18 protein-coding genes are annotated in these 22,633 nt (G+C 57.9%); 4 read left to right on the top strand and 14 right to left on the bottom strand.

All coding sequences use genetic code 11. From position 1 onward, the window contains the following. Nucleotides 1-67 precede the first annotated feature (67 nt). From ACXAD0_RS05485 to ACXAD0_RS05460, 6 genes are all read right to left on the bottom strand, one after another. On the bottom strand, nucleotides 68-328 hold the full coding sequence (locus ACXAD0_RS05485) for an energy transducer TonB (RefSeq protein WP_475090314.1): 261 nt from the start codon (nucleotides 326-328) through the stop codon (nucleotides 68-70). 313 nt (nucleotides 329-641) lie between these two features. Further along, on the bottom strand, nucleotides 642-1,247 hold the full coding sequence (locus ACXAD0_RS05480; protein WP_475087355.1) for a hypothetical protein: 606 nt from the start codon (nucleotides 1,245-1,247) through the stop codon (nucleotides 642-644). 492 nt (nucleotides 1,248-1,739) lie between these two features. Continuing rightward, nucleotides 1,740-2,111, bottom strand: a complete 372-nt coding sequence (locus tag ACXAD0_RS05475; RefSeq protein WP_475087353.1) for a hypothetical protein — start codon at nucleotides 2,109-2,111, stop codon at nucleotides 1,740-1,742. Nucleotides 2,112-2,443: 332 nt separating this feature from the next. Continuing rightward, nucleotides 2,444-4,690 (bottom strand): DNA topoisomerase IV subunit A, encoded by a 2,247-nt coding sequence (parC, locus tag ACXAD0_RS05470; RefSeq protein WP_475087352.1) that lies wholly within the window; start codon nucleotides 4,688-4,690, stop codon nucleotides 2,444-2,446. Nucleotides 4,691-4,812: 122 nt separating this feature from the next. Then, a complete protein-coding gene (locus ACXAD0_RS05465; RefSeq protein ID WP_475087351.1) occupies nucleotides 4,813-5,424 on the bottom strand; it encodes a hypothetical protein in 612 nt (203 codons plus the stop codon). Between the two features lie 124 nt (nucleotides 5,425-5,548). After that, the gene (locus ACXAD0_RS05460) at nucleotides 5,549-10,786 is read right to left on the bottom strand and encodes a DUF748 domain-containing protein (protein WP_475087350.1); all 5,238 of its coding nucleotides are present in this window, start codon (nucleotides 10,784-10,786) and stop codon (nucleotides 5,549-5,551) included. Nucleotides 10,787-11,037: 251 nt separating this feature from the next. Here ACXAD0_RS05460 and selD point away from each other — a divergent pair, with 251 nt between their 5' ends. Then, the gene (gene selD / locus ACXAD0_RS05455; protein WP_475087349.1) at nucleotides 11,038-13,338 is read left to right on the top strand and encodes a selenide, water dikinase SelD; all 2,301 of its coding nucleotides are present in this window, start codon (nucleotides 11,038-11,040) and stop codon (nucleotides 13,336-13,338) included. Nucleotides 13,339-13,396: 58 nt separating this feature from the next. Further along, complete coding sequence (gene cobB, locus ACXAD0_RS05450) at nucleotides 13,397-14,125, top strand: Sir2 family NAD+-dependent deacetylase (RefSeq protein WP_475087348.1); 729 nt, start codon at nucleotides 13,397-13,399, stop codon at nucleotides 14,123-14,125. A gap of 76 nt (nucleotides 14,126-14,201) precedes the next feature. On the opposite strand, the gene ACXAD0_RS05445 is transcribed toward cobB, so the two are convergent. After that, on the bottom strand, nucleotides 14,202-14,675 hold the full coding sequence (locus tag ACXAD0_RS05445; RefSeq protein ID WP_475087347.1) for a hypothetical protein: 474 nt from the start codon (nucleotides 14,673-14,675) through the stop codon (nucleotides 14,202-14,204). Between the two features lie 630 nt (nucleotides 14,676-15,305). On the opposite strand from ACXAD0_RS05445, the gene ACXAD0_RS05440 reads away from it, so the two are divergent. Continuing rightward, entirely contained in the window at nucleotides 15,306-15,752 is a 447-nt protein-coding gene (locus tag ACXAD0_RS05440; protein WP_475087346.1) for a CBS domain-containing protein, read from the top strand. A gap of 56 nt (nucleotides 15,753-15,808) precedes the next feature. Here ACXAD0_RS05440 and ACXAD0_RS05435 read toward each other — a convergent pair whose 3' ends face one another. Further along, nucleotides 15,809-17,692: an SLC13 family permease gene (locus tag ACXAD0_RS05435; protein WP_475087345.1), complete on the bottom strand. Its 1,884-nt coding sequence runs from the start codon at nucleotides 17,690-17,692 to the stop codon at nucleotides 15,809-15,811. 139 nt (nucleotides 17,693-17,831) lie between these two features. Here ACXAD0_RS05435 and mnmH point away from each other — a divergent pair, with 139 nt between their 5' ends. Further along, entirely contained in the window at nucleotides 17,832-18,911 is a 1,080-nt protein-coding gene (gene mnmH, locus ACXAD0_RS05430; protein WP_475087344.1) for a tRNA 2-selenouridine(34) synthase MnmH, read from the top strand. Between the two features lie 27 nt (nucleotides 18,912-18,938). On the opposite strand, the gene ACXAD0_RS05425 is transcribed toward mnmH, so the two are convergent. The 6 genes from ACXAD0_RS05425 to ACXAD0_RS05400 form a co-directional block, all read right to left on the bottom strand. Beyond that, nucleotides 18,939-19,868 (bottom strand): SDR family oxidoreductase, encoded by a 930-nt coding sequence (locus ACXAD0_RS05425; RefSeq protein ID WP_475087343.1) that lies wholly within the window; start codon nucleotides 19,866-19,868, stop codon nucleotides 18,939-18,941. Nucleotides 19,869-19,881: 13 nt separating this feature from the next. Then, nucleotides 19,882-20,262, bottom strand: a complete 381-nt coding sequence (locus ACXAD0_RS05420) for a VOC family protein (RefSeq protein ID WP_475087342.1) — start codon at nucleotides 20,260-20,262, stop codon at nucleotides 19,882-19,884. Nucleotides 20,263-20,378: 116 nt separating this feature from the next. Beyond that, nucleotides 20,379-20,747, bottom strand: a complete 369-nt coding sequence (locus tag ACXAD0_RS05415; protein WP_475087341.1) for a DUF2750 domain-containing protein — start codon at nucleotides 20,745-20,747, stop codon at nucleotides 20,379-20,381. A gap of 78 nt (nucleotides 20,748-20,825) precedes the next feature. Then, nucleotides 20,826-21,524 (bottom strand): M48 family metallopeptidase, encoded by a 699-nt coding sequence (locus ACXAD0_RS05410; protein WP_475087340.1) that lies wholly within the window; start codon nucleotides 21,522-21,524, stop codon nucleotides 20,826-20,828. A 28-nt stretch (nucleotides 21,525-21,552) separates the two neighbouring features. Further along, nucleotides 21,553-21,978 carry a hotdog fold thioesterase gene (locus ACXAD0_RS05405; RefSeq protein ID WP_475087339.1) on the bottom strand — a complete coding sequence of 142 codons (426 nt, stop codon included), beginning with the start codon at nucleotides 21,976-21,978 and terminating at the stop codon, nucleotides 21,553-21,555. 11 nt (nucleotides 21,979-21,989) lie between these two features. After that, a complete protein-coding gene (locus ACXAD0_RS05400) occupies nucleotides 21,990-22,562 on the bottom strand; it encodes a DUF2799 domain-containing protein (protein ID WP_475087338.1) in 573 nt (190 codons plus the stop codon). Between the last annotated feature and the right edge of the window lie 71 nt (nucleotides 22,563-22,633).

Below are 22,633 nucleotides of genomic sequence, written 5' to 3'. Positions count from 1 at the left end.
TTTGCAAACCCTGAGAACGACAAAGCGAATCAAAGACTCAGATACCCCTATTCAATCACTAGCCAGTCTAACGAGGAAACTTAAACTCAAAACCCCGAGTTTTTCCTTTGAATCCGCTCTCAGACTTTTCAAATTGTGATAATTCCAGTGATTTTATAGAACTTCTTTCAAAGAAATTTTTTGGGGATGAATCGACTACAATAATATTTTCAGCATTACCATCCGGGGAAATATCAAATTCCAGAATGACCCACCCTTGAACACTTTTTCTTAGTGCAACCTTTGGGTAGAGAGGCGGCGTTAAGCTTATAGGTAAAGGCGCACCCAACTCTCTATACTTACTTATTATCTCCTCGGAAGGGACGACGGACCCAACCTTTTCAGGACAGTCTCTATAAGAAAAGCAGGCGTCAGGCCCAAATGGACTAACACATGCAGACAACAAAACACAAAAGAAAACCAAAAAAACTGTCTTACCAAACAAAATAGAAACCCTCAATCTGAAAAGTCAATCTAACGCCTCGCTCATGGGGCCGACTTTGTACGCTTAATTTCGCGAAAATGGGAGCGCAGCGACCGCGCAACAAAGTGCACAAAGTAAGCGGTCGCCTTGCAACGCTTTGTTAGGTAATCTTTGCACCCTAGTCATGCGCCATTCCTTGTATCGTGCTCGCTGGCAATTTAGCCAGATTAGACTTAAAACCAGAGCCATAAGAGTAACCACCAATTTGAAAGCACAAATCTCTCGGATAAGACTCTAGGTTGTATTTACCATAAAATACTGCGCCCTTTCTTTCTGGACGACCATAGACCTCTATATCTTGTGAAAAAGAGAGCGGTATAACGGCGTAATATAGATTTTTCCCAGAACTTTCTTTCTGTGACACGGACATTAGTTTAATTTTTTCTAGATCAATAGTTTGGGTGTATAAACTACTCTCTTCTGAATAGAGTCCGCTTCCAAATATAGGTGTGGATCTTTGCTCACAAAACCACCTATTTATACTTAACGGGTATCCTCGCCCTTGGGCATATCGAATAAGGTCAGTGCCCGTCGACAATCCAACAACTAAAAATTCATCGATTAGCCATGATTCATGAAATGGCTTTTCAACAATTTTATCCAAGCTTTCTCGAGAAACTATTCCAAATTTAGAAACCATTAAATCCCGAGGCATATTAGATACGCAAGCAGGCAACAGAAGGCTTACGGCTGAAATAAAAAATACTTTATTCCATCTTTTCAATGTCGCACTTCTCCATCTCCTAACGCCCGCAATAGGCGCAAATTTGGAGCGCCAGCGGAAAGATTGTCCCCTTCTGCTTGCACTTGTTAACTAATGCTCTTTGGTGCCATTACAATACAAAATGCCACCAAAGGCACGAGGCCAACCAACATAAGAGTAAGATTGGCTTTTGAGCGCCCACTGCTACCGAAGAATACGCCTACCAACCCCAAAACTTGAATGGCGACTACAGCCCATACCCAGGTTGAAACTGTTATGTACACCTCGGCCAATTCAGTTGACGTGAAGGCTGGTATTACCGCAGTCAGCAAGTACCCAAAGAATAGGAGCGTCGCTGAAAGCACTATTCGGTTAACTATGTAGTTGCTACGATCCATATTCTTGAGAAGTTTACGTCCGCAACAGTAGAATATTTGGAGTGGTTTGGTTTGTGCTTGCGTAGCGGTAAGCTCAGGCCAAACCATGGAGAAGATTTCCGCCTGCTTGCGCTTGTTATGAGATTCCATTCTGCCAGTGAACGACGCTATTTGATTTAAGTAGCCGATAAGCTGACAGAAACGCAACTACCTCAAAAGCTGCAACCACTGTTGTATAGAGGAATCCATATTCGATGGTGTTCCATACGCTAAAAATAAACAAGATTCCAGCCAAAATCAGGAACGTATTCTTGTGATCGGTCTTTTTTATGGCTACATCCCAGATGATCCAGGCCACGATAAGTACCCAAACCATGTCCATGGTATAGATATAAGGGTCGTACCCGTCACTCTCAGTATAGAAATCCATATCTAAATATGTGCCTACGAACATTGAGCATGCAGACACAAATAGCAGCAGAACTATTACTTTTATCTCGTTAGGCATGATCTTACTCATAACAGTTAGATACTGGTCAAAGTGGTCACATGTACCCGGCCAGCATCCAGAGGACAGCTTTCACGCCAGATCACCAATAAACCACTGCCAAAACACTAATTTTCTATGCAGATGGTCCAAGCACCAAAATGGATACTGTCCATTGTGTCCAGTATCCCAAAATTCTACTTGGTTGCATTCCGCCTCTAACTCTCTAAATTACCTGGTGTTTCCCCCGGGTAAAAGATTGAGCCGGGATACTGGTTACACTGTTCTTTTTGGTAATCAGGTGCTAGTGCCAGGCAATAAAAAAGGGCGATAAGCCCTCTTTTATATACACGTTAATTAATCACCTCGATCCGGTCCACCTTCTGGAAGCCGCGCGGTAGTTTGTTGCCGCGACGGCCGCGTTCGCCGTGGTAGTGCTCCAGCTCGGAGAGTTTAATTTTGGTGTGGCGCTTGCCGGCGTGGATGACCAGTTGTGCTTTGCCTTCGAGCACAGCAACGCCGACCACAATTTCCTCACGGCTCGCGGCGCGGGCGGAGGGGATATTGATGATCTTGTTGCCCTTGCCCTTGGAGAGTTCCGGCAACTCCGAAACCGGGAAGACCAGCATGCGGCCTTCACTGGTGACGGCGGCGAGAACGGCCTCTTCCGGATTATCCAGAATGCACGGTGGCAGTACACGGGCGTTCTTCGGCAAAGTGAGCATGGCTTTGCCCGCCTTGTTGCGCGACTGCAGGTCCGACAGCCTGGCGATAAAGCCATAACCGGCATCACTGGCGAGCAGGATCTGCTGGTCGTCGGCGCCCATCATCAGGCCTTCGAAAGTGGCGCCGGAGGGCGGGTTGATACGGCCACTCAGGGGGTCGCCCTGTCCCCGTGCAGACGGCAGCGTATGCGCGGCAATGGCATAGCTGCGCCCGGTGCTGTCGAGCAGCAGGGCAGACTGGTTGCTCTTGCCGCGGGCGGCGAACTTGAAGCTGTCGCCGGACTTGTAGTTGAGGGCGGTAGGGTCGATTTCGTGGCCCTTGGCGGCACGGATCCAGCCTTTTTCTGACAGAACGACGGTGACCGGGTCACTGGAAAGCAGGTCGGCCTCGTTGAAGGCCTTGGCTTCCTCGCGCTCAACGATGGGCGAGCGACGCTCATCCCCGAATTCGTCGGCGGCCTGCATCAGCTCTTTCTTGATCAGGGTCTTCAGGCGGCGGGCGCTGTCGAGGGTCCTGGTGAGGGTATCCCGCTCTTTTTCCAGGTCGGCCTGCTCGCCACGGATCTTCATCTCTTCCAGGCGTGCCAGCTGGCGTAACTTGGTATCGAGGATGTAATCCGCCTGCACCTCGGTCAGCTCGAAGCGGTCCATCAGGGCCTGTTTGGGCTCGTCGTGGGTGCGGATAATCTCGATCACTTCATCGATATTGAGGAAGGCGATCAACAAACCGGCCAACAGGTGCAGGCGCTTCTCGACCTTGTCGAGGCGGAACTGGAGGCGACGGCGGGTAGTGACGGTACGGAAGCTAATCCATTCGCCAAGGATCTTATCGAGGGATTTGACCTGCGGACGCCCGTCGATACCGATCATGTTCATATTGATGCGGTAGTTGCGCTCGAGGTCGGTGGTGGCAAACAGGTGGTTCATCACCTGATCCATATCCACCCGATTGGACTTGGGCACAATAACCAGACGGGTCGGGTTCTCATGGTCCGACTCATCACGCAGGTCAGCCACCATTGGCAGCTTCTTGGCCTGCATTTGCGCGGCGATCTGCTCGAGGATCTTGGCACCACTCACCTGGTGCGGCAGTGCAGTGATGACGATATCGCCATCTTCCTTGGTCCACAGTGCGCGCATCTTCACCGAGCCACGACCGGTCTCGTAGACCTTCATGATATCGGCACGCGGGGTAATGATCTCGGCTTCGGTGGGCATGTCCGGGCCAAGAATGTGCTGGCACAGGTCCGTCACGGTCGCCTTGGGATTCTCCAGCAGGGCGACGGTGGCATTGACCACTTCACGCAGATTGTGCGGCGGGATATCCGTGGCCATACCCACCGCAATACCGGTGGTGCCATTCAGCAGGATATTGGGCACCCGCGCCGGCAGCACCGCCGGTTCATCCATGGTGCCGTCAAAGTTGGGCTGCCAGTCGACGGTACCCTGGCCCAGCTCGGACAGCAGCACTTCGGAGTACTTGCCCATGCGGGATTCGGTGTACCGCATGGCGGCGAAGGATTTGGGGTCATCGGGGGAGCCCCAGTTACCCTGACCGTCGATCAGCGGGTAGCGGTAGCTGAAGGGCTGCGCCATCAGCACCATGGCCTCGTACACGGCACTGTCGCCGTGCGGGTGGTACTTACCGATCACGTCACCAACGGTACGCGCAGACTTCTTGTACTTGGCCGTATTCTTCAGGCCCAGCTCGCTCATGGCGTAGACGATACGCCGCTGCACCGGCTTGAGACCGTCGCCGATATTGGGCAGGGCGCGGTCCAGGATCACGTACATGGAGTAGTCCAGGTACGCCTTCTCGGTGTATTCCTTTAGCGGCAGGCGCTCGGTGGCCTCGTACACAGAGGGTTCACTCATACAACGTCGCTCTCGTTATTCTGTTGGCGAAAGGCCCGATTATGGCGGCAAGCGGCGGGAGGTTCAAAGGGGAGAGGCAATGCCGCGGTGCGCAGAAGCGCCCCGCGGGAGTGATAACGGGCCTAGAAGCCGAAGTTAAAGGAGAACTGCAGGGAGTTCTCTGCGCCCTTATCGCCCTGATAGGCGAAATAGGCCACATCGGCCGAGTACGCGTGATTGAGCACAAAACGAGCAAATGGCTTCAGGTAGGTATCACTCTCTACGCTGATGCCCTCACTGTAGCAATCGACGCAGCTGTTGATGCCGCGCTCGAAATCCATGTACCGATACCCCGCATTAAGCCCCATGACCACACGCTCACTCACAGGATATTGAACACCTGCGTCGACAAAGATGGAGCCGGCGTCGACAGAAGATGACTCGGTGGACTCGTCACCACTTACGGTGTTTTCCACACGCTGTCTGAACTTGGCCTCATCGTCAACGAGAAAAAACGTGGCGCCCACATTGAAGTTCAACAACCCGCGTTCACCGTGATAACTCGCCCCCAGGCCAAAACCGCTATCCCCGATGCCATTGGATTGCGCAACGTCGCTATTGATTGACAGGGTCTCCAGGTGCCCAGCCCAGTAGCTGCGGTACTGGTGAACGCTTCCGACATCGTCTTGCGCAGTTGCTGCGGAAGCCAGTGCACTGGCCGCGAGTAATATGAGAGTTTTTGTTTTTTTATACACAGGTATCTATCCCCAAGAAAAATGCATTGGCATTAAATTCGCTACTCTTGGGGATTGCAAATCCGCAGCGAGAACCAGCGGTTCAAACTGGGACACGGTGCTCATTGCGCGGCAGGGTACGCACCTAACGGGAGAATCGCACCCGTGGCTGGCCGGTATCGCGGCCATTGTAGTCCGGTGCACAGCGGATAAATTCCTTGGCCTCGATACCCGCATCGATCAGGAACTGCTCTACCGCCAGGCTGCGTCGGCCGGCCAGGTCCTGCAGTGCCTCAAACGCCTCCACCGGTGGGTTCCGGTAGAAGTCTTCCCGGGACCGGACCTGCACCAGTGGGCCCAACTGGGTATTGATGGCATGCCAGTCCTGAGGGTTCGACACCCCGCAGATTCCCGGGCGCGCATTGGGGTTTTCATTGAGCCGCAGAATCATCTCGGCCAGTTCCGCTTTTGCCTGCGGGGATAGGTCCGAGCTACCGGGCGCAAAGTAGACGTCCGGGAAGCGCGGCGAGAAGTAGCGCTTCCAAGCCCAACGCCCCAGGGTGAACACACCGATCGGGGTCACATAAGCCAACAGCGCCTCCATAATCGCCCGTTGCAACAGCTTGCCGAAGATCAGGCTCAGGTTGAACTTGGGATCAAACAAGTCACCGGATACGGGCAGCGTCAGGCTGACATTGCCATTGAAGTCTTCCATCAGGAATAGGGCAAAATGCAGCGGAATCATAGTCGACTCCACCGGCAACTGGTCGGTGTCACGGACACGTCGCACACGGATCTTGTCCAGCTGCATATAGGCGGTGGCATCGACCTTGTTTTCCCGCACCACAATATTCACCCGAGCATCCAGCTGTCCCTGCAGAATTTTGTAGCCGAGCAGCTGCGCCATATAAGGTGTCGCCGGGATCATATCGACATTGGTCATGTAAGCCTGCAGGTCCGCATCCCACTTTTTGTTATCCAGATAGTCGATCTGCCCGGCGATATGCAGCTCGCCAAACTCGGCGGGGTTGGCGCTGAGTACCAGCGATGCCGGCGGGTCGATGGGGGAGTTGCTCACGCCGCGCAGTTCCAGACTGACGTTTTGCAGCGGCATGCGCGAGCGATGCCGCTCGCGTCGATCCACCCAGGTGAAAATACCATCGCGCACCGAGACGCTGTTGATGCGGTATGAAAACCCTGCGCCACCGCCCGACTCCCGTCGCACCGTGTTATCGCGACCGAACAGGGCATAAAAACGATCGGCATCGGAATAGCGGTCATCTTCGTGGCGCTGTACGAGGAAGTTCGGTTTTTCTACCAGTACCCGGTCGAGCTGTAATTGCCAGCGCCCCGCTTGCCGGGAGACGTCGAGCCCCTCGAGCTTCAGTAACGAGAATGCCCCCATAGACGGATGTTGACCGAAGTCATCCATGCCCTGTTCCCGCTGTAACGCCATAGCGCCGGCCGTTTCCAGCAGTGGCGCGCGCACGCCTTGTGTACCGATACTCAGCACCGGGGATTTCAGCGAGGCCAGGCGGGCCAGTTCGTTGCCGCCAAGATCCATCACCCGCAGACCATTCACGTCGAAACGCGTGAGCTCGGTGTCCCCGCCACGCCGGTAGTTACCCGACAGCGCAATTTGCTCAATACCAAAACAATGGTTGAAGGAAGCCAACTGCTTGCGCGGCAGACAGGAGGCGATTTGCGAAGCCTGCAGGTCTTCTACGCCAACCCCGTTGCCGATCCAGATACGCGCCGCATGCGCTTGCCCCAACTGCAGCAAACCGGCCGGCAGTCCGGAAGGGAATTCACTGTGGGTCAGGCGCAGGGCCTGTGTACTGAGCCCACTCAACATCGTGCCGCCCTGTCCCTCTCCGGCCTGTATCCGATCTACCTGCAGTGACTGTGCCTGGGCACACAATGGCGCTTTCCACAGGCGCGAATCCCGCGGCCCGCTGTTGCCGAACAGGGCTGCGGGCTTATCGATACAGCCATCGAGCGCCACCACGGAAAACTCCGGCGTCGAACCGGGACTGTAACGTGCCCGCTCGAAATGCAGCTTGCGAATCTTCACCGGCGGTTTCTTTCCACGCAGGAGCACCAACCCGTTCAGTTTGACCGGCGTGTCGATCACTACCGGTGCCTGCAATTTTTGCGCGCCTGGCAGGGCCAGCGCGTCAATCTCGATGCATTCGCCGCGACACAAACGCGCGCCGCGAAGTAGCACACCGCCCACCTGCGGCCAGCCCTCGCGGGGCCAGTGCAAGCGCGCCCAGCGCAGGGTCGATACATTGCCCAACGCTGCGAGGTTCACTGCGTCGGCAGTGAGCGCGCCCAGTGTCATCCGCGGCAACGACGGATCGGCAGACACGGTAATGCGATTTTCCCCGGTAAGCGCGACCTGCCCCAGCGAAACGCATCCCCGCCCTAGCCATTCTGCCGCTTGGGCGGGCAACATCTGGCCTGCGTCACAAGCGCTGAACCCACCAAGGCGCGCGCTGGCAAACTGCAACTCGGTACTGCCCCAGGTCAGTCCGTCCATTACAAAGAAATCGGCGCCGGCCATGGACTTGCCACGCGGTGCCTGCAGAAGTTCCACAGAGCCGGTGGAGAGCCGCCCGCCGCCATTGCCACTCAGGCGCAGGTTTTCAATGGCAACACAGCGCGGCAGATGGGTTTGCTGATCGTCGTGCGGGCGACAGGCCAAAAACTCGGCCGCGCCAACATTGCGCGCGGCCATCACCGATGGCCGCTGGCCCGCCTCGCGCTTTAATCGCAATTGCTCAATCTGGATGGTTTTCAGCACTGCAGAAAAATTCTCTTCGCCAGTGCGCCACTGCGCCTCCTCGAGAACACTCCCGTCCATGACCAACAAGGTGTTGTCCTTGCCATGCCGCAGGAAAAATTCGGGGCCGAGAGACAGCGCCTGCAAACGAATACAGCGTTCTGCGGTGGCTTCACTGGCTGCCGACGCCCGACCGCCACCCGGAAAACAGGCAATGGCGCGGTTCGCTGCCAATGCCGGCAATGCCAGTACGAGCTCACCGGGTGCGCTGCGATAATCTGCCAGCGGGACGCTAACCGTCTCGATATCCAGCACTTCACTGCCATCGCGCGTTGTCGCGCGCGCATGATCGAGGGCGAATTCCGCCAGTCGCAGCTCGAATGTCTGCTGCCCCCAGCGTGCCATCAGTGGCTTCGGCTGACTGAGTGATTCCGCATCGATACAAACTGGCAGGGTGTCCGGTGAGGAAGAGAGCAGGTTCGCCCAGCTTTCGGGCAAACATCCCTCGACGCTGGCCAGCGCGAAGTTTTCCAGCGACAGGTCGCCATATCCCCCGGTCGCTTCGTCACCTGCAGCAAACGGGTCACCGGTCCCCGAGCCAGCCACCGCGCTGGCAGCATCTTCCTCTGCCGTCGCCTGGGGTCGCTGGCGGGCGACTTCTTGCGGGAGCGACCCTTTCTCGCTGGGCTCGTCTTGCGGGTCGGCCGTCGCCCACACGCCGCCGGGCAACAGCTCACCGTTGGCACCAAAAATTGAAATGCGGGTGGGCCCGTATTGCGAAGTACGCAACTGAAACGGACCGCTTTGCCAGCCGCGCAATTGCAGCCCGCCGGCTCCGGGCTGATCGCTGAGATGGATCTGTTCCAGTTTCAGGGCCCCACCGAGCAGATAACCGTCACTACCCGCCTTCCAGGCAAAGTCGCCTTCGCCCTTCACCTGTTTGATGTCCGCACACAGAGGGCGCATTTTTTCGGGCAGGGCAGCCTCTGGCACACAACCGGACAGAGACTTCAAGTAAATATCCTGTAACAACAGTGGCGCGTCGCCGTCGGGTATCGCCCGCAACTGCTGCCAGTTCAGCGTGGAGAGCTCAAACAGCCGCTTGCCGTCCTGATGGAAGTCCAGCTGAGCCAATTGCAGCGGCCCACTCTTCACGCCCAGGGAGATCGTTTCCTCTTGCGATGGGAAGCGAATCGTCAATGTCTCGGGGACTTTCAGGCCAAATGCCTGCAGGCAATATTCATCGCGCTTCCACATCCGCCCCGGCACACAGCCATTCGCGCTTTCCATGCGCGGCGCCTGCAGGGTCATCTGGCGGGTTTTATGTTCGTACTTGAGCGCGGCAAATTTTGCGGTGGGCGCAGTCAGCGGGTTGTGATGGCCGCCCGCCACATCGATCAGTTGTAAATCCTGCACCTGTCCATTGGTGGTTTCGAGCGCAATCCTGTCTTCCCAGTTAAACCCCCAGGGTTCCGGTAGTGCCAGCGCGCCGGCGCGCAGGCAGAAATGCGACAGCGCGTCGCGCCAGCCCGCAGGGCACCAGTCAAACTGACTGGCGCCTGCACTTTGCCAGTCAATACGCTTGTCCCGCCGCACAAATTTGAAGGCATTGATGGCAATGGCCTCGGCCCGCCAGTCCTGCCAGCGGAATTCGGCAAGGCGCAACATCAACTCTTCAGCGCTGCCGCGCTGCCAGTGGACTTCGGCTTTGGGGCCAAAACCAAAGTAGAGACTGCCATGCAGATTCAGAGAGCGCACTGCGGAGCAATTTCCCGGAAGCTTGTCGAGAAACGTCATGGCCTCGGCCCAGCGTTTTGGCGGGCAGGCGGCAAACCGGTCGGCAGACAGGGTGTCGGCAGTAATGGTTTCGGCCTGGCGGTCGTATACGGCGTCGGTCAGCTCGAGGTTTACCAGCGCGGTATCCACCATTTTCGAGCCGGTCAGGCGGCTGTAGGCCTCGCGCAACTGCAGATCGCTGGCACTCACCAGCACCTGTAACGGTGTACCGGTGACCTCGCGCTGCACCTTGACCGACAGATCGTCGGCGGCCAGTACACCGAAGGCGATGCAATCCCTTTTTTTCCAGTATGCCGTCGCGGTGTAACAGAGCCGGCTGTCGCGCAGCAAGACGGTGTCTGCATCGAGCTCGAGATTGCGCGGCTTGCGCTGCCCACCCTCACCGAGGTCCCAACCAAATACCTCCCATACGCGCTTGCTGACGTCACCGCGGTGCGATGCCAGATCAAACACCACGCCATCACCCAGAATTTCCTTGGCGTGCAACTTGCGGCGCAACAGGTGCCACCAGCTGTAATTGAGTACGATTTCGCGCGCACGCAATCCGCGCCCTTTGGGATTCTTTAAATTCACACCGTAGATATGGACCTGGAGTGTGGGTACCGATACGTACAGGTGACGGATCTCCCCGGTAACACCGCGCTGGGCTAGCCAGCCTTCGAGACGCTCGGCAACCATTCGGGAGGCGAAAAAATTGAGGAGTCCAACGACGAGCAGCAACACCACCAGCCCCCACAGAATTTTCTGCAGGAAAGGGGATACGCCATTTTTGGGCGCCATGCTTTGATAGGGCTTTGGCATTATCGGGCGCTTGCTGCTTTGACATGGAGTTTTGGCAGGCGCTATGGTCGCCAAACGCCAGACGATTTGCCCCAACGCGCGATCACCTTTGCCGCGTGCGCTTTTCGGGCAACCCTTAAATTAAAGACCAGTTGCGTGTTTTTTTTGTACGCTGACGCGTACATTCGCCATAATGCCGCGCCCCGGGCTGCGAAACTGCGCACAAGGGATAGACTGGTTAATAATCGATCAAGCCAAGTTGGCGGCACGACATGCAGAAGCACCCGGATTATCAGGACATTGTGCTGGTGGGCGGCGGACACGCCCACGCCATCCTCTTGCGCATGTGGGCAATGAATCCCCTGCCCGGTGCTCGCCTGACACTGGTTTCACCGCAAACCCATGCGGCCTATTCTGGCATGTTGCCGGGTCTGGTCGCAGGTCACTACGAACTGGACGACACCCACATTGACCTGGTCAGGCTCTGCCGCGCGGCAGGTGCACGTTTCATCCAGGCCTGTGCCCACCAGATTGACCCGGTGACCCGGCGCATTTCACTGCTGGGGCGCCCCGATCTGGAATACGATTTACTGTCGCTCGATACCGGCGCCACCCCGGCACGAGAGCTCCCGGGCTCGGAACTGGCGATCCCGGTCAAACCCATCGGACACTTCCATCGCTACTGGCTTCAGCTCAAAGAGCGCGTGCAGCACACCCGCGCGCGGGTGCGCATTGGTGTCATCGGTGCTGGCGCCGGCGGCTGCGAGCTGGCCATGGCGATGGCCTTTGCGCTGGAAGAGCAAGTGTACTCCGGCCGGGTAGAAGTCCACCTGGTGCACGCCGGACGACAAATCCCCCACGGCTACCCATCGTTGACGCGCAAGCTGGTGGCGCGCGAACTCAAGCGCTTGCAGGTACGCGTGCATCACAACTGGCCCGTTACGGCCATTACCGACGCGGGCGTCAAGGGAGAGGGTGAACAGTTCCTGGAGCTGGACGAGGTCATTCTCAGCACCAACGCCTGTGCGCCACCCTGGCTGGCGAACGCGGGACTACCGCTGGACTCGGCGGGCTTTGTTGCCGTAGATGACTACCTGCGCAGTACCGGATTCGCCAACGTCTTCGCGGCCGGGGATGTGGCCAGTTTTTCGCGTCAGTCCTTACCCAAGGCTGGCGTGTACGCGGTGCGCCAGGGCCCCGTGCTGTTTCAGAATTTGCGCGCGACACTGACCGGAGAAAAACTGCGTCGCTATCGCCCACAGCGCAACTTCCTCAGCCTGCTTTCCTGTGGCAGCCAACGCGCGGTGGGCTCACGCAATCACCTCGCCGCAGCCGGCGATTTTATCTGGCGCTGGAAAGATCATATTGATCGCACCTTTATGCGGCGCTTCAGCGAGCTGCCTATCGGCATGGACAATAGCACCGCGTCACGATGGCGACGGCAGCCGGTGCTCAATGAACGCTCCGGTGTGACTATTCAGCAAATGCGCTGCAACGGATGCGGCGCGAAAGTTGGTGCGGAAGTGCTGCAGCGCGCCCTGCGCAGTTTACCCCCGCAGCAGTCGCCGCTGCTTCTGCGCGGTACCGGCGATGACGCCGCCGTTATGAAACTGCCTGCCGGCAAACTCCTGGTACAAAGTTCCGACCAGTTACGTGCACCGGTCTCGGACCCCTGGCTGTTTGGCCGACTGACAGCCCTGCATGCCCTGTCAGACCTTTTCGCCATGCATGCGCGTCCGCATTCCGCCCAGGTGCTCGCGACCTTGCCCGTCGCAGCGCCGGAGATTACCGCCAGGGACCTGCAACTGTTATTGGCCGGTGCCGTGTACGAACTCAACCGACATGACTGTACCCTGAGTGGCGGACACACTTCTGAAGGCGCCGAGCTGCAACTCGGACTGACGGTGAATGGCTTTGCCGACAGTGAAACCCTGTTGGCAAAAACCGGGGCGCAGGCAGGGGACTGCCTGATACTCACCAAGCCTCTTGGCGTAGGCACGATTCTCGCAGCCGAAGCCGCTGGCGCCGCCCACGCGCGCTGGTATCAGCATGCGCTCGACACCATGCTGCGCAGTAACGCCGAGGCCGCGGAAATCCTCGCACGCCATGACGCGCGCGCACTCACCGATGTCACCGGCTTTGGCCTGCTCGGCCACCTGCTGGAAATGCTCGGCGAAAATGGCGCGCTCGGCGCAACGCTCATTGCTTCTGAACTGCCACTGGTTGAGGGCGCGGCGGAATGTGTCGACGGCGGCTGGCTCTCCAGCCTGCAGCCTCAGAATGCAAAGTTTTACGCACAAGTCGCCAATCCGGACGGCTGGCAGCCCCTGCCCCATTGGTCGCTATTGTCCGACCCGCAAACCTGCGGTGGACTGCTCGCGCCGATACCTGCCGAGCGCGCGGCGCATGCGGTGCTGGCCCTGCGCGATGCCGGCTACCTGCAGGCTACCGTTATTGGCGTGGTACGCGAGGTTGCCGGCGAAGAGTCGCTGACACCGATTCAATTGCTACGCGAAGGCGACTGGCACACCCTCAGCCAGCCCACCAAAGTGGAAGTACCCGGCCAGGTTTGACCATCCCCTGCCCTAGCCCCCACACTGGCTCTTCCACCACGGGAAGGGGGGCAAGGCCATGCAAGACACTTTTCATAAAATTGTTATTCTGACCGGCGCAGGTATTTCCGCCGAATCGGGCATCCGTACGTTTCGGGATAATGACGGCTTGTGGGAAAACCATCGCGTTGAGGATGTCGCCACCCCCGTGGCCTTTGAGCGGGACCCCGCGCTCGTACAGCACTTTTATAATGCCCGGCGCGTGCAGCTCCTGTCCGGTGATATCGCCCCCAATCCAGCGCATTACGCACTGGCCGAACTGGAGCAGTCGTATCGCGGCGAAGTCTTACTGGTAACACAGAATATTGACGACCTGCACGAACGTGCCGGTAGCCAGAACCTGATCCATATGCATGGAGAGCTACTCAAGGCCCGATGCCAACACAGCGGCAATTTGTTTCCACAACACCAGAACCTGCAAACCGATACGCCCTGCCCCTGCTGCGGCGAACCGGGTAACCTGCGCCCGCATGTTGTGTGGTTCGGCGAAATGCCTCTGGAGATGGATCGGATTTTTCAGGAACTCGACGAGTGCGATTTATTCATCAGTATCGGTACATCGGGCAATGTCTATCCCGCTGCCGGTTTTGTTGAGTGTGCCAATCTGGCCGGTGCGCACAGTGTCGAGCTGAATCTGGAAGCCAGCAATGTGGGGGACGCATTTGCAGAACATCATCACGGTCCGGCTAGCCAGGTGGTGACGGCGTATGTGGAGGATTTGCTGCGTCGGGATCGCGCCGAGATCTAGCGCGAATCGGAGACCAAGAAACCAAAAAGGGCGCCGGTAAAGGGCGCCCTTTTTGTTCTGTCGCGACTCACGCCGCTCAGATTTTCCAGGTTTTCACGATCTCGAGACCGTGCTCCTCAATCCACTCGTTCAGTTGGCGAGGATTGCGCTTCTTCTTTTCGATGGTGCCGCCCGTGTAGGGGTTGCGGTAGTGGCCGGTATCCAGCTTCGGCTCGCTGCCTTTACCAGGGGAAGCCTGACGTGCGCGGCGCGGTGCCTCGCCCTCTTTTCTTAGGGTACGGGCGATGCGGCTTTTCAACGTCTTTACATATTCCGGCGCGTCGGCATCATCCAGCTGGGCCACCAGCCACTCGACGATTTCGTCACCGCGTGCGACAAAAAGCTCGTCTTCACGCATTTTGTATTCAGCGGCAATATTGACCAGGGCCTTATCAAACGCGATAACTCCCTGTTTCTTTTTCTCCGCCTGGGCCATTTGCTCCTGAAGTTCCTGGATTTTGGCCTGGTGTTCTGCAATTTGCTGTTCGATCTGGTCAAATTCGGAAAACATTGATTACCTCTAAGGTAGTGTTATTAAACGCGTCTATGTTTTTGTTATTCGTTTGCCTGTCGTATCCGCAAACACGCAGGGCATATCCTCTCAATAAACAAACGCGAGGAGACAAATGGCAGGCGTGGATTCCTTCCACCAGTTGTGTTGCGGATCAATTCCCTATCGAAATAGTGTCGGACACGCGGAGCCGCCCAGGCCGCTCGTTGTATTACGCTCCGACCCTGACTTTGGTCCTCTGTAACCGGCAATTTATTACGCTGCCAACCGATATAAGCCGACTGGCCGGAAATAAATTGTTACAGATTTGTTACAGTAATTTCTGAACACCATAAAAACCAACGATATAGACATCCTTCATAAGAAGTAGCCTGATATCCAAATCGGGGTTCGCACGAGATAGCACTGTATATATAGACCGATACGTGGAAACTTTCGATAGGTCCGGTAAATACCGGGGCCGCGAATGTTAAGCCAATATCCGTAAATAGCAACAAGCAAAAGCCACAATAGGATTAGGTTCCAAGAAATACGCGCCATCGCAAAATTCAACGCCGCAATTGTCCTAAACTTGAGGGGAATAGTTCGCCTGCAGACAAATGGCGGGAAGCGGACAGCGAGGAGTAAACCATGGCCAAACCACGCGATATCCACCAAATGCCAACCCTGGCCGCCCTGATGACCCCCTTTCCACTGCATATCGATATCAACGCCACCGTTGAAGAAGCACTGGCCATGATGGAGGAGCATCAGGTTCACCACTTGCCGGTAACCCGCGACGGTGACCTGGAAACCGTGATTACCCGCAGCGATATCGAACGCGCCCAGTCTCCTGGTCACCGACTGGAAGAGCAGCAACTGTACGTCTCAGACCTGTGTGCGCGGCGGCCGTATATCGCAGATCTACACGACCCTCTGGATAAGATCCTGCTGGCCATGGCCGATACGGGTATTGGGTCTGTACTGGTGATGCGCGAAGGTGAACTGGCCGGCATCGTCACGGTGACCGATGCCCTGCGTTTTTGCAGCAACTTTTTGACTGAATTATCCCAACCGGTCGACGACTCGATCGCGTAACGTGCGCGTCCGCCGGCGGAACACACTGACCGCAATATGGCGCCAAAAGCATCCTGCTACAGCGGCCAGACCCATAACAGCATGGGCACGCTCACCAGTACCACGAGAATTTCCATCGGCAGCCCCATCTGCCAATAGTCACCAAACTGAAATCCGCCGGGTCCGAGAATCAGGGTGTTGTTCTGATGCCCGACCGGCGTGAGGAAAGAACACGAAGCACCGATCGCCACCGCCATCAGGAAACTATCGGGATTAACCTGCAATTGGTTGGCCGCACTGAGGGCGATGGAACACATTACCGCCGCTGTTGCCGCATTGTTCATAAAATCCGACAACGTCATGGTGATCACCAGGATCAGCACCAGAGCGATCACCGCGTTGTCCTGCACAAAGGTTTCCAGCATCCACTGTGCGAGCACATCTGCTGCGCCGCTGCGATCCATGACTTCTGCCACCGTGATCAGCGCACCCAGCAATACGATGACCGAGCCATCAATCGCCTCGTACGCACTGCGCAGGGGCACCACCTTGAGGGCCATAAAGGCAAGCACGCAGGCAGCAAACGAAATAGCCGCGGGGAGCAGACCAAACGCGGCACCGGCGACAGCCAGCGCCATCAATACCAGTGCGACCGCAGCCTTTTCTTTGTTGGGTATGGAGATTTCCCGCTGGGCCAGGGGAACGCACCCCTGGTCCGATGCGAAGTTCCGCAAACTCTCATCGGAGCCCATCATCAACAGGGCATCACCGGTCCGGATTGGCGTGGAACTCAACCTTCTAACGGATCGACGTCCCTGGCGGGACAGTGCCAGCATGTTGATGGCGTAGCGCGCTGGCAGTCGCAACAAACGGGCAGTGCGTCCGATCAGGTTCGAGTCGGGCATGACTACCAGCTCACGCAACTGCATGTCTTCCTGATGGGCCCGCTCACGCTCTTTTTCCCGCTCCTTGTGCTCGCGCGCGTCGGGCTCTTCTGCGGTACGTTGCGAACCCGGCAACCGTCGCCGTGCCAGCAACCCAAGGCGCGGCTTGTCCTCACTGTCACTTTCCTCGGGCGCCGCGGCGAGTTTCAGTCCGAGCGTCGAGACGGCTGCGGTGAGGGCACCGGGCTCCGCCTCCAGCACCAGAATGTCACCGCTGTGGATACGCTGGGTTGGGAAGGCCGGCTGCACCCGCGCATTGTTCTGGACCACCCCCACCACCTGCGCGTCACTGTCCTCCAGCATGCGCGACAGCTCCCAAACCATCTTGCCGGCTGCGGCACTTTTTTCCTGCACCAGCGCCTCGGTTAAATAGGTACCGGTATCGAAGGTCGCGGCGCCGGCCTGGGTGCGTGACGGCACCAATCGCCATCCGATTAAGGCAACAAACACCACGCCGGCCAACGCGACCACAATGCCGACCGGGGTGAAATCAAACATGCCAAAGCTACCCAACCCTGCCGAATCGCGAAAACCGGAAACGATCAGGTTGGGCGGCGTGCCGATCAACGTGGTCATGCCGCCAAGAATGGTGCCGAATGACAGCGGCATCAGGACTTTGCCTGGCGGTAAATGATGCTTCTCAGCCACATCCGCCGCAATCGGCATCAACAGTGCCATGGCACCGACATTGTTCATAAAGCCCGACATCAGCGCGCCAACGGCAATCAACGCGGCGATGGCGCCGGTAATGCTGCGGGTTTTGGGGATCAGCTTTTGCGCCAGCAGATCCATGGCGCCCGTCGCCTGCAAACCACGGCTGAGCACCAGCACGCAGGCGACGGTAACGACCGCAGGGTGACCGAAGCCGTCGAAGGCATCTTCTGGCGCCAGTAGCCCGGTAAATACACACGCGAGCAGCGCCGCCATGGCCACCATATCGTGGCGCCAGCGCCCCCAGATAAACGCCACCACAGTAAACGCGAGGATGACCAGTATGACGACCTGATTGAGACTCATGCCAGGTTGGCGTTTCCTTTGCGTATTGATGGGGTAGTTGATGCCAGCCCGCGCAACCGACGCGAGTCCGGTGCGGGAATTATTCCGGGCTAAACCCATATTTCAGGTTACACTGGCGCCGAGATTAAGGAGTCCCGATTTGCGCCAGAACACCAGTAATTTCCTCCAGCTGTTTCTCGACGATGTGCCGTTGATGGATGTGCGCGCGCCGGTAGAGTATGCCCGTGGCGCTTTCCCCCATAGCGAAAACCTGCCACTGCTGGATGATCGTCAGCGGGAAATGGTTGGCACGGAATACAAACGCAGTGGTCAGGACGCGGCGATCGAGCTCGGCTGGAAACTCGCCACCGAGGAAGTGCGCGCAGATCGACTGGCCCACTGGCAGGCTTTCGTCCAGCGATATCCGCAGGGCTACCTCTATTGCTTCCGCGGTGGACTGCGTTCCCGCACCGCGCAAAAACTGCTGCACGACGCGGGGATTGATTACCCGCTGGTTGAAGGTGGCTACAAAGCCATGCGCACCTTCCTTCTCGAGCAAACCGAACAGCTGTCTGCACAACTGCCGCTGGTAGTCATCAGCGGGCACACCGGCAGCGGCAAAACGGACCTGCTCGCCTACGCACGTCGGGCCATTGACCTCGAGGGTATCGCCCGGCACCGGGGCTCCAGTTTTGGCCGGACGGGTACCGCACAACCCGCGCAAATCGATTTTGAAAACAGTGTGGCGGTCGCCATGCTCAAGCTGGCACAAAAGGAAGGGGAGGTTTTTGTCGAAGACGAGAGCCGCCTGATTGGCCGCTGCGCTCTGCCGGAACCACTGCAGCAGGCGATGGCACCGGCGCCGCGGGTGCTGGTAGAGGAGCCGCCGGAGGCGCGTGCCAAACGTATCGTCCGCGACTATGTTGCGAGCGCACTGGAACGATTTGAAAACGCCGCAGAAGGTCCGCGACAGGCACTGGGCGAAGACTTGCGCGGCAACCTGTCGCGTATCCGCAAACGCCTCGGCGGCCTGCGTCACCAGCAGCTGGATGACATGCTCACCGACGCCAATAGCGAGTATGTCGCCGGGGGCAGTGCGGAGGTTTATATACCGCTGGTGATGGAATTACTGCGGGACTACTACGACGGCACCTATGACTACCTGATGTCGAAGCGGGACGGGGAAGTATTGTTCCGCGGCAGCTTTGCCGAAGTGGCCGAGTGGCTCGAGGCCCGCTAAACCACTTTCCTTTTTTCGCGCTGCCCCTCAGGGATTGGCGATTGCGCGGCTCAGGTTAAAGCGCCGTGCAAGAATCCGGTCGCGCAGGCGCCGCGGCAACCAGCGCGCCATCCACGGCAACAGCCTGCTGCGGTTGCCCAACCGCACCACACTGCGCGGGCGTTTGCGCAACAATTCTTTTGCCAGCTTGCGCGCCAGTACGCTGGCGAGTGTGGCGTTATGCTGCGATTCCTGCGCGCGTGCGCGCACGGCATCTTCCTGCCGCTTGTACCAGGAATCCGGTGCCAACATACCGCGCAGAGAAACCTCTGCATGGCGGCCAAATTCCGAGGCAATGGCCCCGGGCTGCACCGTCATCACGCGAATGCCGAAAGGTTTCAATTCGAGCCGCAGCACGTCGGAGAGCGCATGCAGTGCCGCTTTCGACGCACAGTAAGCCCCGGAAAAGGGCGTGGGCAGGACGCCGGAGACCGAGCCAATATTGCAGACCAGCCCGCGACGGGCACTGCGCATCAGCGGCGCACAGGCGCGAATCAGCGCCATCGGGGCAAACACGTTGGTCTGGAACTGCTTTTCCAGCGCACGGGTATCCAGCTCGAGCAACGGCCCCATCTGGCCAAAGCCCGCGTTGTTAATCAGGATATCGAGCCGGCCGTAGGCCGCCTTCAACGCATGCACGACCCGATTGATATCCGCCTGGGAATTCACATCGAGTGACTCGGTGGCAATGCCCATATCGGCCAGCTCCTGCAGGCTCTCGGGGCGCCGCGCGGTCGCGATCACAATGGTCCCGCGGCGGTGCAGCGCCAGCGCCAGTTCGCGGCCAATCCCGCTCGAGCAGCCGGTGATCAGCGCGACCCGGTCCGGTACCACATAGCCTCTGCCGATCTGCGCGAGGCTCTCTGCCGCAAAAGCGGCATCCGAGGGACGATAATTGGAAATAGGCGGTTTGCTCACTGAACTGCTCCCTTCAACCACTACTCTCAGGCTGGAAATACGGGTTTTCAATCAAGCCAAAAACATTGCCGTACGGATCGAGGAAGGTCGCCATCAGGATCCCCTCGCCAACATCCACGACATCACTGTGCTGCCGCGCACCCAAAGCGTTGATCCGCTCCACTTCCGCCGCCATGCTGGTGACGCCCCAGTAGGCCACCACACCATCCGCTCGACTGGTGACATTGCGCGCTTGCGGGTCGAGCCCCAGTTCGAATCCACCGACATTGAAACCCACATAACAGGCCTCATCAAAATAGGGCTCCACCCCCAGCAGGCTGCTGTACCAGGCTTTGGCCTCGCCGATGTCGGCCACGCCGTAAATCACGGTGCGCAATCCGAGGAAGTGCCCCATGTGAGACTCCTGTTGTGGTTGTTTTCTCCGTTGCGCCTGTGCGAGTGGCGGCACGAGCGACGCATTGCCATGCATAAGGGCCGCGCGTAGTGTGTACACGCTAACCGCGCAGGGGTTTATTGCAGGGCCTGTTCCAACTGCTCGAGCAGATCCAGAGGCTCCAGTTCCTCGCCTTCCAGCTCACGGTTCCAGTTAATACCCACCAGCAGAACATCTTCGTGCATGCCGGTCAGCCAATCGTCCATAAACTCTTCAAGGTCTACCGCCACCACTGCGTAACCGGCCCAGTCGTCCGCGACATGCGCCTCGGCAAATTCCCGCTGGGACCAGAACGGCATGACATCTACATCGGCGCGCTTGTCGGATTCACACAGGGCAAAACCCTCTTCTCCCTCCAGCGTCCACACGCAGCCCTGCTCGGCACTCTCCGGCAGGAATCGCGCGCAGTTGTCATCAAAATCATCACTTAGAGGTTCAATTGCCATAGGTCCGACACTCAATAATTTGTCGGCAGTTTACGCCAGAATGATGCCGGCATGTAGCAACCCGACGGGCGTATTGCCCTACAGGTGTAAACGGTGCCCCTGCTGGCGCAACCACTGCCTGTGCACACGGTAATCGGGACATACCTGTTCAACCAGCTGCCAGAAAGCCTGACTGTGGTCATGATGACGCAAATGACACACCTCGTGGGCCACCAGATAGTCCACCACCGGCTCTGGTCCCAGGCAGACCAGCCAGTTGTATTGCAGCTCTCCACGCGCGGTACAGTGCCCCCACTTGCTGCGGGTCCGGCGCACTTTGATAGCGGCGGGCAGTAACCCCAGCAACGCGGCGAGCCGTTCCGACTTATTCGCTAACAATGCGAGCGCCTCGCGCTGGTAAAGGCGCTGCAGGCCCAGGCGAATTTGCGCGGAGTCAGGGGATTTTGCGCGCAGGTAAAGTCGAATGCCATGGCTGTCGATACCGCTGTCGACAGGGCGCGCGACGCGCATCAGGGGCAAGGATTGATCGAGCCAGGGAAAGTATTCACCAAAGGCAAACTGGTGCTCGGGGATTTCCGCTGCACGCTCGCTCGCGCGCAGCAACTGTTGGCGCACCCAGTCGATATTCTCGCGGAAGAATTGGTGCCCATGCTGGGCCGCACAGCGCTGTGGGATGCGCACCTCGGCACCGGCCTTGCCAATCACCAGACCGAGGCGCTTGCGGCGCGGGGATCGCACCAGCCGGTAAGGCACACCATCAAAGGAAAATTCGCTCATACCGCTCGCAAGAACATCGGCCACCGGATCAGGAATGACGCACCACCGCCATGGTGATGCGCGATATACAGTTCAACTTACCGCGCTGGTCACAGATGCGGATTTCCCATACCTGGCTGGTGCGCCCGAGATGGATCGGGCGGGCGGTGCCCGTGACCACACCATCGGCGACCGGACGCAGATGGTTGGCATTGATCTCCTGGCCCACACAGTATTTTTCTGCGCTGTCGACCACTAGATTCGCCGCGACAGAACCCAGCGTTTCAGCCAATACGACACTGGCACCGCCGTGCAGGATGCCCATGGGTTGGCGCGTGCGGTGGTCCACCGGCATGGTAGCCGTGAGATAGTCGTCACCCAGCTCGGTCATCTGGACATCCAGATAACCCGGCATGCAACCTTCGGACAGTGCATTGACCTCTTCGAGGGTCGGCTGGCCATGCCAGATTCCCATCGCCCTTCTCCTCAGCGTAAAAAGTCGTAATCGAATGCGTGGAAGCCGAACAATTCCTGTTCCACGAGTCGCAGCGAACGGCGCAGAGCACGGCGCTGATGCTTCAGCTCGCGACGCAGCGTTTCATCTTCCGTCTCGGCCAGTGTGGCATTGACGGAATAGAGTTCACTTTCCAGATTGTCGCGGCGATCCAGCAGGCGGCGATAGTCCTGTTCTATCTGGTAAACCTCGAGGCCACGGGAATATTCCGCCATAAACAGGTCAGCGGCAGGTCCCGTGCAGACACCCTCGTAGTTGCGCCCACGGCGCCCCTGATAGTAGCCATTTTCCGGGGTACAAAATTGCTCTACCCCCTCCTCGTGCCCACGTAGCCAGGACTCGGTATCAATGCGCACACCGTATTCCTGACACTTTTGCGCGATCCGGTACACCATGCCCTGACCGCGCCCGGCGGCACCATCTTCGAGGCCGCGCTCATACCAGAGGCCGGCGCGGCACTGATCTTCCGAGATCACCGCACAGCCGGACAGTGCGACCATCAACAGGACGCTCAGCAGTGCCATCAGGTATTTAAATGTTTGCATCGCTCTTGTTCCCCGGCGTTTCTGACTGGACTTACTGCTTCCGCATTTTGCCGATGCCAGTTGAACCGTTG

The sequence above is a fragment of the Microbulbifer sp. ABF4_148 genome (assembly GCF_056158985.1).
The sequence above is the reverse complement of the archived record's forward strand: the minus strand, read 5'-3'. Positions and strand labels throughout refer to the sequence as shown.